Genomic DNA, 14,982 nt, shown 5'->3' on the forward strand with positions numbered 1-14,982 from the left:
TTTCGAGCCGATCAACTGGCACCGGACGGCCCTGCACGAGCTGGGTCACGCCAGCGGCCATCACAGCCGCCTCAACCGCAATCTGACCGGCTCGTTCGGCTCGAAGAAATATGCCTTTGAGGAAATGATTGCAGAACAGACTGCGGCTTTCAGCTGCGCCGCGCTCGGGATCGTGCCGACCGTGCGTCATGCCGACTATATCGGGTCGTGGCTGGAGGTCATGCGCGAGGATTCCCGCGCCATCGTCCGCGCGGCCTCGCAGGCCAGCAAGGCGGCGGACTGGCTGCTGTCGCATCTGCCGGCCGAGGACGCCGGGGAGCCGGATGCCAGCGTAACCGAGACCGACCGGAGGGCTGCGGCATGATCCTCCTGACCGGCACACAGCGCGACCGCCTGCTGGCGAATGGTCGCCAGCGCGATCAGGATCACATCCCGGTCGTGAAGTTCTTCAACCCACTCGGTGAAGGCGTCTGGCTCGCCACCGAACTGGATGACGATGGCGACATCATGTTCGGCCTGGCCGATCTCGGCTATCCCGAACTGGGGTCATGGAGCCTGAGCGAGATGCAGTCAGTCCGGCTGCCCTTTGGCATGGGCATTGAGCGCGATCTGCTGTTCACCGGGGATTTCCCGATCTCGGTCTGGGCCGAGGCCGCCCGTGAAACCGGCAGCATCCGCGCCGCCGAGCGTCTGCTCTACCGCGTCGGCGCGGGCTTTTCCCGTACATCCGCCGATACAGAAAACCGGAGTGCCTGATTTCCGGGTTTCAGGTTCTGCGGCTGGCGTCGCTCTCTTCAGAGGAAGAGGGCGGCGCTTCGCTTCGTGACGGGCTGATAGCCGGAGAGAGAGGCTCACCGGCGTCCGTCATGGAGTCACTGACATGGCCACTGCCGTTCAGAAGATCACGCTGTCGTCCTCGCGCGACATTCCCTTCAACAAGCTGGTGCTCAGCCAGTCCAACGTCCGGCGCGTCAAGGCCGAGATCTCGGTCGAGGAACTGGCCGAGTCCATCGCCCGTCGCGGCCTGATCCAGTCCCTGCATGTCCGCCCGGTCGTGGATGCCGAGGGGAAGGAAACCGGCATGTTCGAGGTGCCCGCCGGCGGTCGCCGTTTCCGCGCGCTGGAACTGCTGGTCAAGCAGAAGCGCCTCGCCAAAATTGCGCCGGTTCCGTGTGTGGTGTCGGAGGCCAGCGCCGATGTGCTGATCGACGAGGTTTCGCTCGCCGAGAACATCGAGCGTGCTCCGCTGCATCCGCTGGATCAGTTCCGCGCTTTCCATGCCATGCGCGAAAAGGGCATGACCGAGGAAGCCATCGCCGCCGCGTTCTTCGTGGATGCCAAGGTGGTGAAGCAGCGCCTGCGTCTGGTTTCGGTCTCACCGGCATTGCTCGACATCTATGCCGAGGACGGCATGACGCTGGAACAGCTCATGGCCTTCACCGTCAGTTCTGACCATGCGCGTCAGGAGCAAGTCTGGGAAGCGATCAAGGATGGCTGGCAGAAGGAACCCTACCACATCCGCCGCCTGCTGACCGAAACCACGGTCCGCGCCGCCGACAAGCGGGCAGTGTTTGTCGGAATTGCCGCCTATGAGGAGGCTGGCGGCTGCGTGCTGCGCGATCTCTTTCAGCAGGACGATGGTGGCTGGCTGCAAGATCCGGTGCTGCTCGACCGGCTGGTGGGCGAAAAACTGAAGGCCGAGGCCGAAGCCATCGCCGCAGAGGGCTGGAAGTGGATCGAGCTCGCCATCACCTTTCCCTACGGTCACGATCATGGCCTTCGTCAGATTGTCGGCACTACGGTCGATCTGAGCGAAGAGGAACGCGCCACCCGCGAGGCATTGCGTGACGAATATGACCGGCTCGAAGCAGAATATGGCGAGGCTGACGAACTGCCTGACGAGATCGACGCCCGCCTCGGTGAGATCGAACAGGCGCTGGAAACCTTCGAGCGCCGCCCGATGACCTTCGAGCCGGAACAGATCGGCATGGCGGGTGTCTTCATCAGCATCGACACCGATGGCGCATTGCTGATCGAACGCGGGTATGTTCGCGCCGAGGACGAAACGCCTGCGGAACCGGAGGCTGAGATCATTGACCCGGAAACCGGCGAGGTGATCCAGCGGGCTGAACCGGAGGTGAGCCGCATGCATGCGGTTATCACGCTGGGCGGCCAGCCGGTCGAAACGGAGGAGGAAGACGAGGCCGACACCATCAAGCCGCTGCCCGATCGTCTGGTCAGCGAACTGACCGCGCATCGCACGCTGGCGCTGCGGGATGCGGTGGCGGTGAACCCGCATGTCGCCATGACGGCACTGCTCCACCGACTGGTCATGGATCGCTTCATGCCGCATTCCAGCAAAGGATGCCTCGAAGCGCAGGTCCGAAAAGTGGATCTGCCCGCACAGGCCGAAGATCTGCGCGATAGCGCCTCAGCCAAGGCCATTGCAGACCGGCACGAACGCTGGGGCGATCATGTCCCGGCAGACGATGCCGCTCTCTGGGATTGGCTGACCGATCTGGACGATGGTTCGCGCATGGATCTGCTCGCCCATTGCGTCAGCTACGGTATCAACGCGCTCTATGAAAAGCCCAACCCCCATAGCGGCACGGGCGTCAGTCAGCACGGGCTGGACATCCGCTTGTCACAAGCTGATCGGCTGGCCCGTTCGACCGGCCTCGACATGGTGGTCGTGGGCTGGCGGCCTACAGTTGGCAATTATCTAGGCCGCGTGACCAAGCCGCGTATCCTTGAAGCTGTGCGCGAAGGGGCCGGAGACCGGGCCGCCGATCTGATCGGGCACCTCAAGAAGGGCGACATGGCCAAGGAAGCCGAACGCCTACTGGCCGAGACTGGCTGGCTGCCTGAGCCGCTGCGCATGGTGGACGATGGTATCGAAGTCGATCCGACATCGGGCGCTGCGGCGGAAGTCGACGATCTGCCCGATTTCCTCTCCAGCGATGGCGAGGACGACCCGGCTGACGACGAGGAAGAACAGCATATGGTCGCTGCTGAATAGCACTCATGCGGGGCGGCTTCGGTCGCCCCGTTTACTACCCTCCGTTTCCGCAACTCGCCCGGTCCTCGTGATCGGGCTTTTTCTTTGGAGAGCCGCCATGGCTGCCAGCATCAGCATTGACGAAATCATCGCCCAGGATCGGGAGAACCGTCCGATTGAGCGCACGCTGCCCTGGGAGGAAACCCGCGACGGCATCACCGTCGTCGTGGAACCAAAGCCCCATTGGGCCGAAGAAATGCGGGTGTTCCGGCTCGATGCCCGTAAATATTGCCGCTACGCCGAATGGACTGCCCATGGCGGCCGCGCGCGCTTCTATGGTCATGTCGACACATCGGGCGACGATCTGATGATGAAAGCACGCGCCATGATCGCCCGCGAAATTGCCGATGGGCTTTGGAGCTGAAGGCCGGATCGCAGGGTGTTGGGCCGTGAGGATGGGAGGCCTGCACCGGACGGGTCCAATCCGGCTTCACCATGCAATCCGCCATCCCCACCAGGACAAGCGGCAGCCATCTCTGGCCTGAAGGGAACACGATCCTGATACCAGCATGGTGGCAAGGCTGGCGCGGCAGAGCATCTGCGACGGGTATCCGGCATCCTGTCAGATGCGAAAAACCACCCCCGCTTCCATTCGCAAACCTTGGTCCGATCCGTCTCTTTGACATTCAACCCCAAAGGGGTCGGCTTACGCGCGCGTGCCGCCCTCGGGGATTCGGAAAAAGTCCGAACGCCCTCGAGTGATTGCAGATCCGGTCAGACACTTCGGGCGCCTGTCGCGCGGGGGATGGTCCCCCGCCTCCCAAGACAGGAGCCGGAACCCATGTCCTATGCAGATGCCACTGCCTTCGCCGCCAGCCTCGCCACCACGCTGATGGTCTCAATCGTCGTGTTCCAGGCCGGAGACGGCACCCACGCCGCTTGCCCCGCCGCCGAGTTCGACGGCGACGAGGATATGGTGAAGCTGGAGCTGGACCCGTGGGAATAAGGCGCGAAAGCGCCTCATCCCCGACGGCCCGAGGGCAGCAGCCCGTGCTTCGGGCCTTCAGCCTTGCGATGGTCGCCCATCGCCGGCAGCGGAACCGGGAACAAGCCCGGTCAGAGAGGAAGAGTGCGGGCCGTTCGGCCGTGACGGGTTGAGGGCTGGAGAGAGAGGCTCACCGGCGCCCGTCATGGAGTGATCCCGATGACCTTTGCCCGTTCCGAAACCTTCCGTTCCATCGGTCATATTCTGGCTGCCGATGTTCTGCCCGCGCTTTATCGGTCGCAAAAGCTGCCGCTGCGCATCTCGTGCCTCGGCGTGGCCAGTTACGACGCCGGTGACGATGCAAACAGCTTCGACCGCGTGATCCCGCTTGGGGAATGCCCGTCACCGGAAGGGGCTATACAAGCCGCAGCCTTGCGCGTGGCGCGCGGTGATATTTGCACGGGGCCGGACAGCTTCCCGTATTTTCAGCCGCGCATCATGCTCATTCAGGACCGCGATCAGCGCCTGGTCCTCGCCGGCGAAATCCGCGCCGACATTATCCTCTGGGAACAGCCCGTCGCATCCGATGCCGAAGCCCGTCGGATCGTGACCGAAGCCAGCCGTCTGCGCGGCATGGCCTTCAGGACGCTGGCCCATGCAGATGCACGCGCGCTGCGCTACCGAGCCGCTGTGCTGGAGGCTCGGCTGGTCGATCCCTTCTGGCGCGAAACCTCCGCCGATCTGCTCCGTCTGCCGCAAGCGGCTTGAGCCTCACCCATTCTCCATCATCTCGCCCGGTCCTGCGCCGGGGGTTCTTATCTCAGGAGGCTGACATGGCCGACTATTTCACCCATTTCTCCTGCATTCTCGATGTTGGAACGCATGAGAATGCAGTTCGCGCACTTCATCTCTACACCGCACTGTCGGATCACAATGCCGGTGAAGACCCGCCCGAGAATGGCTTCCAGCTTTCCATCCAGCCGGAGCATCGCGGTTCTGAACTCTGGATGCACGATGATGGCAACGGCGATCCCGCGCATGTCATCAAATTCGTGCTTCGTTGTGCCAAACAGTTCAGCCTGACCGGCCTATGGGGGATGCAGTGGGCAAATAGCTGCTCACGCCCGAGGATCGACGGCTTTGCTGGCGGGGCGCATGTCCTCGATCTCGCTACCGGCGAGACGGTGGACTGGATCAATACCGATGGCTGGCTTTCCACCGTGCTGGAGGGAGGCGATCCCTATGCCTGAGATCATTGAAACCACCGTCTATCGCCTCGACGAGCTTTCCGATGGGGCAAAGGACAAGGCCCGGGCGTGGTATCGCGAAGGCGGCTTCGACTATGGCTGGTACGATGCCGTCTATGATGATTTCCAGCGCATCGCGAAAATCGTCGGGCTGAACCTCAAGACCCGCACCGTCCGGTTGATGGGCGGGAGCACACGGCAAGACCCCTGCATCTGGTTCCGGGGCTTCTCCTCGCAGGGGGACGGTGCCTGCTTTGAATCCTGGTATTCCTACCGGAAACATGCGCCACGCCTGATCCGGGAATACGCCCCGCAGGACACCGAACTGCACCGCATCGCCGATGCCCTTCAGGCAATCCAGCGCCGCAACTTCTATCAGCTTCGCGCCGAGGCCAGCCATCGCGGCCATTATTATCACGAATACTGCATGGCGATCTCGGTCGAGCGAGACAGCCCGACCTGGCAGGACATGACCGCCGATGCCGAGGAGACGATCACCGAGGCGCTGCGCGATCTGGCCCGCTGGCTCTACCGCCAGCTTGAGCGCGAATATGAATATCTATCCTCGGACGAAGTGGTCGATGAAACCATCGCCGCCAATGAATACACCTTTACCGAAGCCGGTCGCCGGTTCGGATGATCCCGGGAAAACACTGACAAGCGCCCCGCCGTCCGGTCGGGGCGCTTTTTTCATGCTGCGCTTTGAGAGTGAGAGGCGGGCCGGAAGGGGTTAAGTCCGGGCGGTCGAGAGAGAGAGCTGCCCCGGCTTGTCCTTCCCGCTCTCCTGAGGTTCCCGACATGAACATGGTTTTCCCCGTGACCGATCCGGTCACGCCGCTGGCGGCTGCGCCTGCGATCCTGGCTGCGGCCAATCTTCTGCTTCCCCATCTCGAATGCGGTCAGCGCGTCGATGCCGTCACCTTGCGCGGTGCTATGGAAACCGCCTTCGGCGCATCCGATGCTACCGGGGCCTGGGACTGGAAGTTGGCCTATGAGGCGTGCGAGGTCGCTACCGTCCTTTTCTTACGCAAATACGGAAAGGCGCTTTTCCGTAAAGCCGCGTCTCCGGCTGCACGGATTTCCGTGCTGGCAAAGATCGCGGCGCTGCTGCCCACGCAGACCCGGCGTTCCGAGGAAAGCCAGAACTTCCAGCAGTTTTCGACGCCGACCCGGCTTGGTCTTGCCGCTATGACGGCCGCTGCGATCACGCCTGATGACAGGGTTCTGGAACCATCGGCTGGCACCGGCCTTCTCGCGATCCTGGCGCAGACCATCGGCGGTTCGCTGATCCTCAATGAACTCGCCGATACCCGCGCCGATCTTCTTGCCCAGCTCTTTCCGGCCTTTGCCGTCACCCGCTTCGACGCCGCCCAGATCGACGATCATCTGGCTCCAGATGCCGTCCCGTCCGTTGTGCTGATGAATCCGCCATTCTCGGTTATGGCCAATGTCAGCGGGCGTGTCGCTGATGCGGCCTACCGCCATGTTGCCTCGGCGCTGGCCCGTCTTGCTCCGGGCGGTCGGCTGGTGACGATCACCGGCGCTGGCTTTGGCCCCGAAGCTCCAGCATGGCGGGAGGAGTTCATCCGCTTGCAGGCGCGTGGCCGCGTGGTGTTCACCGCCGCCGTCGATGGCGCGGTCTATGCAAAGCACGGCACCACAATCGACACGCGGCTGACGGTGATCGACAAACTGCCCGCCGACGACCCGACCAGTTTTCCGGCCTCACCGGGCATCGCGCCTGATATTGCCACGCTGATCGGATGGATCGAGGTGCATGTCCCGCAGCGTTCGCCGGTTTCATTACCTAAGATCGCGGTGCCCGCTTCAACCACCGCGCCGAGAACCGTGCGGGGCTATCTGGCCCGCGCGACAGTTGCGCGACCTGCCGCTGCTCCCGCCGATGATCCCGAGGGCGTCGAACTTTCCTATGAGACCGTGGACTGGACGCCACCGGACGGCGCTCGCCTGTCCGACGCGATCTATGAGGAATATGCGCTGCAATCGGTGCGCATTGCTGGCGCGCAGCCTCATCCGACCAAGCTGGTGCAATCCGCCGCCATGGCCTCGGTCGCACCGCCGAAGCCCTCCTACCGGCCCATGCTGCCCGCCGACATCTGCGCGCGTCTGTCGGACGCCCAACTCGAAACGGTGATCTATGCCGGGGAAGCCCATGCCGATCATCTCGCGGGTGCTTGGACCGTAGACGAGCATTTCGACACTGTGAGCGCCGCGCACGAAGATGCTGCCGGATCGATCCGCTTTCGCCGCGGCTTCATGCTCGGTGACGGAACCGGCGCTGGCAAGGGCCGCCAGTCCGCTGCCATCATTCTCGACAACTGGCTGCGCGGTCGGCGCAAGGCGATCTGGATCTCCAAATCCGACAAGCTGATCGAGGACGCGCAACGCGACTGGTCGGCGCTCGGCATGGAACGGCTGCTGGTCACGCCTCTGTCACGCTTCCCTCAAGGCGCAAAGATCGCGCTGTCGGAAGGCGTCCTATTTACAACCTATGCCACGCTACGCTCCGACGACCGGGGTGAGAAGGTTTCCCGCGTCAAGCAGATCGTCGAATGGTTGGGGTCCGATTTCGACGGGGTCATCATCTTCGACGAGAGCCATTCCATGCAGAATGCCGGTGGCGGAAAAGGTGAACGCGGCGATGTCGCCGCTTCTCAGCAGGGAAGGGCGGGCCTGCGGCTACAGCACGCTCTGCCCGATGCCCGCGTGGTCTATGTCTCGGCAACCGGCGCCACCACGGTTCACAATCTTGCCTATGCGCAGCGCCTTGGCCTCTGGGGCGGCGAAGATTTCCCGTTCCAGACCCGCGCCGAGTTCGTCGAGGCGATCGAAGCTGGTGGCGTTGCGGCCATGGAAGTGCTGGCCCGCGACCTGCGATCCCTCGGCCTCTATACCGCCCGTTCACTCTCCTATGATGGCGTCGAATATGAACTGATCGAGCATCAGCTCACGGACGAACAGCGGCACATCTACGATTCATATGCTGCCGCTTTCGCCGTGATTCATGGGAATCTCGATGCGGCGATGGAAGCCGCCAATATCACCGGCAGCGAGGGAACGCTGAACCGGCAGGCCAAATCCGCCGCCCGTTCGGCGTTCGAGAGCACCAAGCAGCGCTTCTTCGGCCATCTGCTGACTTCCATGAAGACCCCGACACTGATCCGCTCCATCGATGCCGATCTGGAAGCGGGCCATGCCGCCGTCATCCAGATCGTCTCGACCGGCGAAGCGCTGATGGAACGCCGGCTGTCCGAGATTCCGACCGAGGAATGGAACGATATTTCCGTCGATGTGACGCCCAGGGAGTATGTAGGCTCGTATTTGCAGCATTCCTTCCCGGTGCAGCTCTATGAGCCGTTCAGCGATGGCGAGGGGAACCTGTCGTCACGCCCTGTCTTTCGCGATGGTCAGCCGGTGGAATGCCGCGAAGCCGTGGCGCGGCGCGACGAGATGCTCGAGCAACTCGGTTCGCTTCCACCCGTGCCGGGGGCGCTCGACCAGATCGTGCAGCGCTTCGGCACGGATATGGTGGCGGAAGTCACAGGCCGTTCGCGCCGGATCGTGCGCAAGGGCGACGGAGAATCGGCACATCTTGCGGTCGAGAACCGAGCGCCTTCTGCCAACCTCGCCGAGACTTCGGCCTTCATGGATGACCAGAAGCGCATTCTGGTTTTCTCTGATGCCGGTGGCACCGGACGCAGCTATCACGCCGAACTCTCGGCGAGAAACCAGCGCCTGCGCGTGCATTATCTGCTGGAACCGGGCTGGAAGGCCGATGCCGCCATTCAGGGGCTTGGGCGCACCAACCGGACCAATCAGGCGCAGCCGCCGCTGTTCAGGCCCATCGCCACGGACGTCAAAGCCGAGAAGCGCTTCCTCTCGACCATCGCCCGCCGCCTCGACACGCTGGGCGCGATCACCCGCGGCCAGCGTCAGACCGGCGGTCAGGGGCTGTTCCGTCCCGAGGACAACCTCGAATCCGCCTATGCCCGCGACGCGATGCGCCAGCTCTATCTGCTGATCGTGCGCGGCAAGATCGAGGGATGCTCGCTCGAACGGTTTGAATCCGCCACCGGGCTGAAGCTGATGGACAGCAACGGGGTGAAGGATGAACTGCCGCCGATCACCACCTTCCTCAACCGCCTGCTGGCGCTGACCATCGAGTTGCAGGGCATTCTGTTCTCGGCCTTCGAGCAGCTTCTCCAGGCGCGGATCGACGGGGCGATTGCATCCGGCACATATGACATGGGGCTGGAAACGCTGAAGGCCGAAAGCTTCATCGTCACGGACCGGCAGGTGATCCACACCCATCCGGGCACCGGCGCGGAAACCCGGCTCCTGACCCTGACAGAGCGCAAACGCAATCAGCCGGTCACGCTCGATGCAGCCCTGGCAGAACTGGATGATCCCCGTGCAAGATTGCTCATCAACGAGCGATCCGGTCGTGCCGCTGTGCAGATCCCGACCACCAGCGTCATGCTGGATGATGGCGAGATCGAACGGCGCGTTCGGCTGATCCGCCCCATGGAGGCGATGAACGTTCCGGTGCGGGCGATGGGGGAAACCCATTGGCTTGAGGCCGACCGTGCCGACTTCTGCGCAGCCTGGAAGGCTGAACTGGCCGAGGTGCCAGAGTTCAACGATAACATCCTGCACATGGTGACGGGACTTTTGCTGCCAATCTGGAAGCGCCTGCCGCAGGACTCGGCCCGCGTCTATCGGCTCCAGACCGACGAGGGCGAGCGCATCATCGGTCGCCGCGTATCGCCAGCATGGGCTGCGAATGCCTCGACCAGTGGCGTTACCAGCAGCCTGACACCGGATGCCGCCTATGCCGCGCTGATCGAAGGCCGCACTATCCTTGATCTCGCCGAGGGGCTGCAACTGCGCCGCGTCCGGGTCATGGGCGCCAACCGGATCGAACTGACCGGCTTTACTGACGCGATGCGCGACCGGCTGCGGGCCTATGGCCTCTTCAGCGAGATCATCTCGTGGAAACTGCGCTTCTTCGTGCCCGTCGATGCAACGGGACCGGAGATCACCGGCAAACTGCTTGAACGCTTCCCGGTTGAACGCATCGGTGAGCGGGAGGCCGCATAATGGCGCGTCTCAACGCTTCCGAACTGGCGCAGCGTCTCGGCCGACAGGCCGAGGCGGTGTGCCGTCACTATTTGTCGAATGGTCGCAAACAGGGCAATTACTGGCAGGTTGGCGATGTCAGAAACACTGCTGGTCGCTCGATGTTCGTCCGGCTGCACGACAGCGTGAAAGGCATTGCCGGTAAATGGCAGGACTCGGCCACGGGTGAATATGGCGATCTGCTGGACGTGATACGCGACTCGCTCGGTCTGATCGACTTCGCAGACGTTGCCGAAGAAGCCCGGCGTTTCCTCAGCCTGCCGCATCCAGAACCGCAGCCACCATCCCGTCCGTCCCGAACGCCAGCACCATCGGGATCATCCGAGGCCGCACGCCGCCTCTGGCGCATGACGCAGCCGCTGATCGGCAGTATCGCAGAAACGTATTTACGCGGACGCGGCATTACGGATTTACGCCAGACCGCAAATCTGCGCTTTCACCCCAACTGCTACTGTCGGCCCGAGGAGGATGGCCCGACCGAAACATGGCCCGCCATGATCGCCGCCGTCACCGACTTCGATGGCAGGATCACCGGCGCACACCGCACATGGCTGGCCCCTGACGGTTCCGGCAAGGCACCTGTCGATCCGCCGAGGAAGGCAATGGGCGACCTGCTCGGACATGCGGTGCGTCTCGGTGATGCGCGGGATGTCATGGCAGCGGGGGAAGGTATCGAAACCATCCTGTCGCTGCGTCAGGCTCTGCCCACCATGCCGATGGTTTCCGCACTTTCGGCCGGACACCTCGCCGCCATCCTGTTCCCGCCGCAACTGCGCAGGCTCTATATCGTCCGCGACAACGATCCGGCAGGTGACAGCGCCCGCGATAGCCTGGTGGACCGGGCGCACGAGGCCGGGATCGACGCCATCACGCTCTCGCCCATGATGGGGGACTTCAACGAAGATCTCGCAACTTACGGGCTGGATGCCGTTCGGGCAGAGATCCGGGTGCAAATCGCTCCCGAGGACGTCAGCCGCTTCATGGCATCAATCGCATAGCCGGTACGGGGCCGTGATCGGGGCGTTCCGATCCTGTCATGCGCATAGGCTGCATCCTGTCATCAGTAGAGGACCGCGCCTTGGCCTTCCGAGAGGGCGATCGGCCCACAAACGCTCCGGTCAGGCAATGGCGGCGCCCGACTGATTTCCGTCGGCGGCAGAGCCGCCTTTACAGCGCGAAACAAATCAGCCCGGCTTTGCCATCAAGGCCCTCGCCAGAGGCTCGCGCTGCCAGACCGGAGCGCCCGTGAGCTTTCGTCGCCATGAAGGCCGCGACGGTCGCGGTCCAACTGACGGAAGCATCCCATGTACGCGCACGACGATTTCGAACCCGACCACAGCACGTCCCCGACCGGCCATGCCATCGAAGAACTCGAACTCTACGGCTACCGTCCCTCGGAAGACGAGGCCGATCCCCGGATCACACCCGAAGATCACGCCATCCAGGGCGCAGTCTCCGACATCTTCGACGCCCTGATTTCCACCATGGCCGATACCAGCCTCGATTTCGACCTCGACGAGATCCTCTGGTCCACCGTCAACACCTTCCACCGCGCTGTCGAGCGGATCGAGACCAAACTCGACGATAACGAGCAGGCACAGAAGCGCCTTCAGCGCGAACAGGATGGCAGCGAGGTCAAATCCGTCCAGCTCGAAACCCTGATCGGCGCGGGCCAAAGCCTGATCGAGCGTCGCGACAGCATGGAAACCTTCCGCGATACCGCCGCCGACATCTATCTGCGCACCATCGGAACGCCCTGGTCACAACGCTCCGGGTCACGGGTCAACCATCGCCAGATGACTTCGGCCATGATCGACAGCCGCGACTTCATCGCCGCAAAACGCCGGGCTGACAACGAGGTGCTGCTGCCCGCCGGACCAAAGATCGCCTTCTCGGGCGGAGACACCACCGATCATCGGACGATCTGGGCCAAGCTCGATCAAGTCCACGCCAAGCACCCGGACATGGTGCTGATGCACGGCGGATCGCCCAAGGGTGCGGAACGCATCGCGGCCACCTGGGCCAATAACCGCAAGGTCGCACAGGTCGCTTTCAAACCCGACTGGGCGAAACATGCCAAGGCAGCACCCTTCAAGCGCAACGACCAGATGCTCGCCACGATGCCGATCGGAGTCATCATCTTCCCCGGCACGGGCATTCAGGACAACCTGGCCGATAAGGCCCGCAAGATGGGCATCCCGGTCTATCGCTTCGGGACCGGCAGCGCGTGAGCGCTGCCTTCCCACCTCATCATGAGCATGACGATAGCGCTCGCCGACCATTCCATGTCGCACAGACAGGCATATTCATGCTATATGTCGCAGTGCGCCGTGGTGGTGGTGGAAGGCGCAACCGTCCAACCTTTTGCACGGAGACACCACCATGATCGTTCTTGGAATCCTCGTTTCCATCGCAGCCATCGGCGCCATGTGCTGGTTGCTGTTCAATCTCGCCGTATTCGCCCTGCCGTTCTTCATCGGACTGAACTCAGGCATCTGGGCCTATGGCACAGGAGCTGGTTGGCTCGGCGGCATCGTCGTCGGTCTTCTTGCCGCTGGTCTAACACTGGCCGTCGGTCAAGGCCTGCTCATGCTGATCCGCCCGATCTGGGCGCGTCTGCTAATTGCTCTGGCCTTCGTCGCTCCGGCGGGGATGGCCGGATTCTATGCCACGCTCGGTATTGTCAAACACATGATGCCGTCTGAGACATGGCAGATCATCTTCTCGGTGATCGGCGCGGTTGCAGTGGGCGTGACGGCGTTCCTGCGCGTTGCGGGCATGGCGGCAGCCGGTCCAGCGAACGAGAGCTTCGCGCGCGCTTGAAATTCCTTGCGTGGTTACTTGGAGCCCAAAGTGACACATCCGTGCCAGCGCGTTGTCCGTTTTCCTTTGGTGAAAGTAACAATACGTATTAGTTTGATCGGATGATTGATGTCGACGAAATACGTAATCCACAAATTCAGATGTTCGGGCTGACAGGGGCAGACACCGTCTACACGTTTTACCATGACGAGACGAACAACATCCGCAAGCTTCATGTCGGCGAGCAGGGGCTAAACGTCCCCGAGCTGAAAACATTTGTTCTCGGCGGCGTTGTTCATGAAGGACCGCAGCGCCCACTGGACCTTTCATCGCTTCGCCAGGTTATGCGCATTCAACCTTCAGCGCATGAGATCAAACTTAAACATGTCGCGAAGGGTGAATTCCTTGACATCCTTAAATCGAGCAAGTTAACCGCGTTTTTGCAGTGGATCGCCGACAACGATCTGATGCTGCACTATCACGAGCTTGATCCCTTGTACTGGTCGGTTGTCGATGTGATCGACTCCATTTTGCCAGAACTCGGGAACTCAATGCTGATTGAATATCATGCACTCTTGAAAAGCGATTTCGCAGAAATCGTCAGGCATGAGCTGCCGTTTGTGGTCGATCTGTTCCGCCGGTATGATTATCCGGATATCGCTCCGCAGAACCGAGAGCCGTTTCTGAACGAGCTGATCGATCTTGTTGAAAGAAATGCGGGCCTTCTTGATGAAGGGATGAATGCAATGATGCTCAAGGGCGTCCTGCAGGCAGGCCGTTCTCTGGATGAGCTTGCGTTTATCGAAGGGTTTTCCGCGCGTAAACTGATTGAAGATTTCAGCGCCTTTTATCGCAACCGTGTAGCCGTTTTCAAAAATTCTAAGCACATCATGGACATGGAAACAGAAATCCGTGATGCTTTCGAGGACGTGCAGCTTTCCTGTAATGGCGAGCCTTTCACTAATTACCTCTTTTCAGATTCGCACTCGGAAGCCGGAATTCAGCTCTCGGACATTGCAGTCGGCGTGATTGGCAAGATGCATACTTATCTGTCCCAAACATCGGCGGAAGAGGTCGACAGAGAACGTGCGGCCCTGACTGGAGCTGCTCTGGAAAATGCCGAATTGCTCCGCGACCTGATCGATAATTCCAATGCCGCCAATCGGGCGTTTCTACATCACGTTGCCAGCCTACATGACATTGATAAACTGGATCGGTTTCTTCGCTTTGCCGATGGTCGATATGCATAGAAACCGCAGACTGAGTACACACGATGTGTAGAGCTCAGTTTCCTCACTAGAACAAGGGAAAGAAAGGTAGCTTTGTCCCGCAGAACAGTCATGGCCTCCATCGTAGCATAGCTGCTTTTCGACCCCAAGTGGGCCTGGCGGCAGCCGGTCCAGCGGACGGGAACCTTGCACGCACCTGAACCGCAACGATCCGTTGATGGCGACCAGAAGTGGGAGTGGATCATCTTCCATCTTCGTCAGGAAAATGGTGGCAGACAGCGACCAGGCATCGGTTCAGCTTGAGTCACAGACGCGGCCCATAGGAGCGCAGAACTGTCCGCAGCAGCGTTTGTGGTCTGACCAGAACCCGGTTGGGGGCAATGCCGGTAGAACAGGCCGGGAAGAAAGATGCGCATGGCCTGAGACGCAGGGCGACAGGCAAGGCCGGTGTTACCCGTCTGGTCATCATGATGGGCTTCAAGATTGCCACGTCTCCGTTCAGCCCCCCGTGTCTCGACCGCTCCAAACGGCCTCTTCAATGGCCTGATCTGGCCGAAGAAC

At 61.8% G+C, this 14,982-nt stretch carries 13 protein-coding genes; all 13 read left to right on the forward strand.

Going from position 1 to position 14,982, the window contains the following annotated elements; genetic code table 11:
• Positions 1–364: zincin-like metallopeptidase domain-containing protein (locus L981_RS17625; protein WP_043618956.1), on the forward strand; the 364-nt coding region annotated here is incomplete at its 5' end.
• On the forward strand, positions 361–756 hold the full coding sequence (locus L981_RS17630) for a DUF2958 domain-containing protein (protein ID WP_013368622.1): 396 nt from the start codon (positions 361–363) through the stop codon (positions 754–756). The genes L981_RS17625 and L981_RS17630, both read left to right, overlap by 4 nt.
• A 124-nt stretch (positions 757–880) precedes the next feature.
• Positions 881–3,019 (forward strand): ParB N-terminal domain-containing protein, encoded by a 2,139-nt coding sequence (locus tag L981_RS17635; protein ID WP_043618960.1) that lies wholly within the window; start codon positions 881–883, stop codon positions 3,017–3,019.
• 97 nt (positions 3,020–3,116) lie between these two features.
• Complete coding sequence (locus L981_RS17640) at positions 3,117–3,422, forward strand: hypothetical protein (protein ID WP_043618963.1); 306 nt, start codon at positions 3,117–3,119, stop codon at positions 3,420–3,422.
• Positions 3,423–3,839: 417 nt separating this feature from the next.
• On the forward strand, positions 3,840–4,004 hold the full coding sequence (locus L981_RS34565; RefSeq protein ID WP_013368625.1) for a hypothetical protein: 165 nt from the start codon (positions 3,840–3,842) through the stop codon (positions 4,002–4,004).
• A gap of 198 nt (positions 4,005–4,202) precedes the next feature.
• Positions 4,203–4,751 (forward strand): hypothetical protein, encoded by a 549-nt coding sequence (locus L981_RS17645; protein ID WP_043619062.1) that lies wholly within the window; start codon positions 4,203–4,205, stop codon positions 4,749–4,751.
• Positions 4,752–4,816: 65 nt separating this feature from the next.
• Positions 4,817–5,233: a hypothetical protein gene (locus tag L981_RS17650; protein WP_043618966.1), complete on the forward strand. Its 417-nt coding sequence runs from the start codon at positions 4,817–4,819 to the stop codon at positions 5,231–5,233.
• The gene (locus tag L981_RS17655) at positions 5,226–5,870 is read left to right on the forward strand and encodes a hypothetical protein (protein ID WP_043618968.1); all 645 of its coding nucleotides are present in this window, start codon (positions 5,226–5,228) and stop codon (positions 5,868–5,870) included. Before L981_RS17650 ends, L981_RS17655 begins: the two co-directional genes overlap by 8 nt.
• Positions 5,871–6,028: 158 nt before the next feature.
• Complete coding sequence (locus L981_RS17660; protein ID WP_043618971.1) at positions 6,029–10,351, forward strand: strawberry notch-like NTP hydrolase domain-containing protein; 4,323 nt, start codon at positions 6,029–6,031, stop codon at positions 10,349–10,351.
• On the forward strand, positions 10,351–11,388 hold the full coding sequence (locus L981_RS17665; RefSeq protein ID WP_043618974.1) for a toprim domain-containing protein: 1,038 nt from the start codon (positions 10,351–10,353) through the stop codon (positions 11,386–11,388). Before L981_RS17660 ends, L981_RS17665 begins: the two co-directional genes overlap by 1 nt.
• Before the next feature lie 306 nt (positions 11,389–11,694).
• Positions 11,695–12,621 carry a DUF2493 domain-containing protein gene (locus L981_RS17670; RefSeq protein ID WP_043618977.1) on the forward strand — a complete coding sequence of 309 codons (927 nt, stop codon included), beginning with the start codon at positions 11,695–11,697 and terminating at the stop codon, positions 12,619–12,621.
• Between the two features lie 151 nt (positions 12,622–12,772).
• Entirely contained in the window at positions 12,773–13,213 is a 441-nt protein-coding gene (locus tag L981_RS17675) for a hypothetical protein (RefSeq protein ID WP_013368632.1), read from the forward strand.
• A 101-nt stretch (positions 13,214–13,314) separates the two neighbouring features.
• Positions 13,315–14,442 (forward strand): DUF3800 domain-containing protein, encoded by a 1,128-nt coding sequence (locus L981_RS17680; protein ID WP_082006071.1) that lies wholly within the window; start codon positions 13,315–13,317, stop codon positions 14,440–14,442.
• Positions 14,443–14,982: the final 540 nt, after the last annotated feature.

It is taken from the genome of Ensifer sp. ZNC0028 (assembly GCF_000799055.1).
In the GTDB taxonomy this organism is placed as follows: Bacteria; Pseudomonadota; Alphaproteobacteria; order Rhizobiales; family Rhizobiaceae; genus Ensifer.

What these genes read in the sequence shown, in the direction of transcription:
- L981_RS17630 (WP_013368622.1), top strand. Translation starts at nt 361, where the DNA reads ATGATCCTCCTGACCGGCACACAGCGCGACCGCCTGCTGGCGAATGGT.
- L981_RS17635 (WP_043618960.1), top strand. Translation starts at nt 881, where the DNA reads ATGGCCACTGCCGTTCAGAAGATCACGCTGTCGTCCTCGCGCGACATT.
- L981_RS17640 (WP_043618963.1), top strand. Translation starts at nt 3,117, where the DNA reads ATGGCTGCCAGCATCAGCATTGACGAAATCATCGCCCAGGATCGGGAG.
- L981_RS34565 (WP_013368625.1), top strand. Translation starts at nt 3,840, where the DNA reads ATGTCCTATGCAGATGCCACTGCCTTCGCCGCCAGCCTCGCCACCACG.
- L981_RS17645 (WP_043619062.1), top strand. Translation starts at nt 4,203, where the DNA reads ATGACCTTTGCCCGTTCCGAAACCTTCCGTTCCATCGGTCATATTCTG.
- L981_RS17650 (WP_043618966.1), top strand. Translation starts at nt 4,817, where the DNA reads ATGGCCGACTATTTCACCCATTTCTCCTGCATTCTCGATGTTGGAACG.
- L981_RS17655 (WP_043618968.1), top strand. Translation starts at nt 5,226, where the DNA reads ATGCCTGAGATCATTGAAACCACCGTCTATCGCCTCGACGAGCTTTCC.
- L981_RS17660 (WP_043618971.1), top strand. Translation starts at nt 6,029, where the DNA reads ATGAACATGGTTTTCCCCGTGACCGATCCGGTCACGCCGCTGGCGGCT.
- L981_RS17665 (WP_043618974.1), top strand. Translation starts at nt 10,351, where the DNA reads ATGGCGCGTCTCAACGCTTCCGAACTGGCGCAGCGTCTCGGCCGACAG.
- L981_RS17670 (WP_043618977.1), top strand. Translation starts at nt 11,695, where the DNA reads ATGTACGCGCACGACGATTTCGAACCCGACCACAGCACGTCCCCGACC.
- L981_RS17675 (WP_013368632.1), top strand. Translation starts at nt 12,773, where the DNA reads ATGATCGTTCTTGGAATCCTCGTTTCCATCGCAGCCATCGGCGCCATG.
- L981_RS17680 (WP_082006071.1), top strand. Translation starts at nt 13,315, where the DNA reads ATGATTGATGTCGACGAAATACGTAATCCACAAATTCAGATGTTCGGG.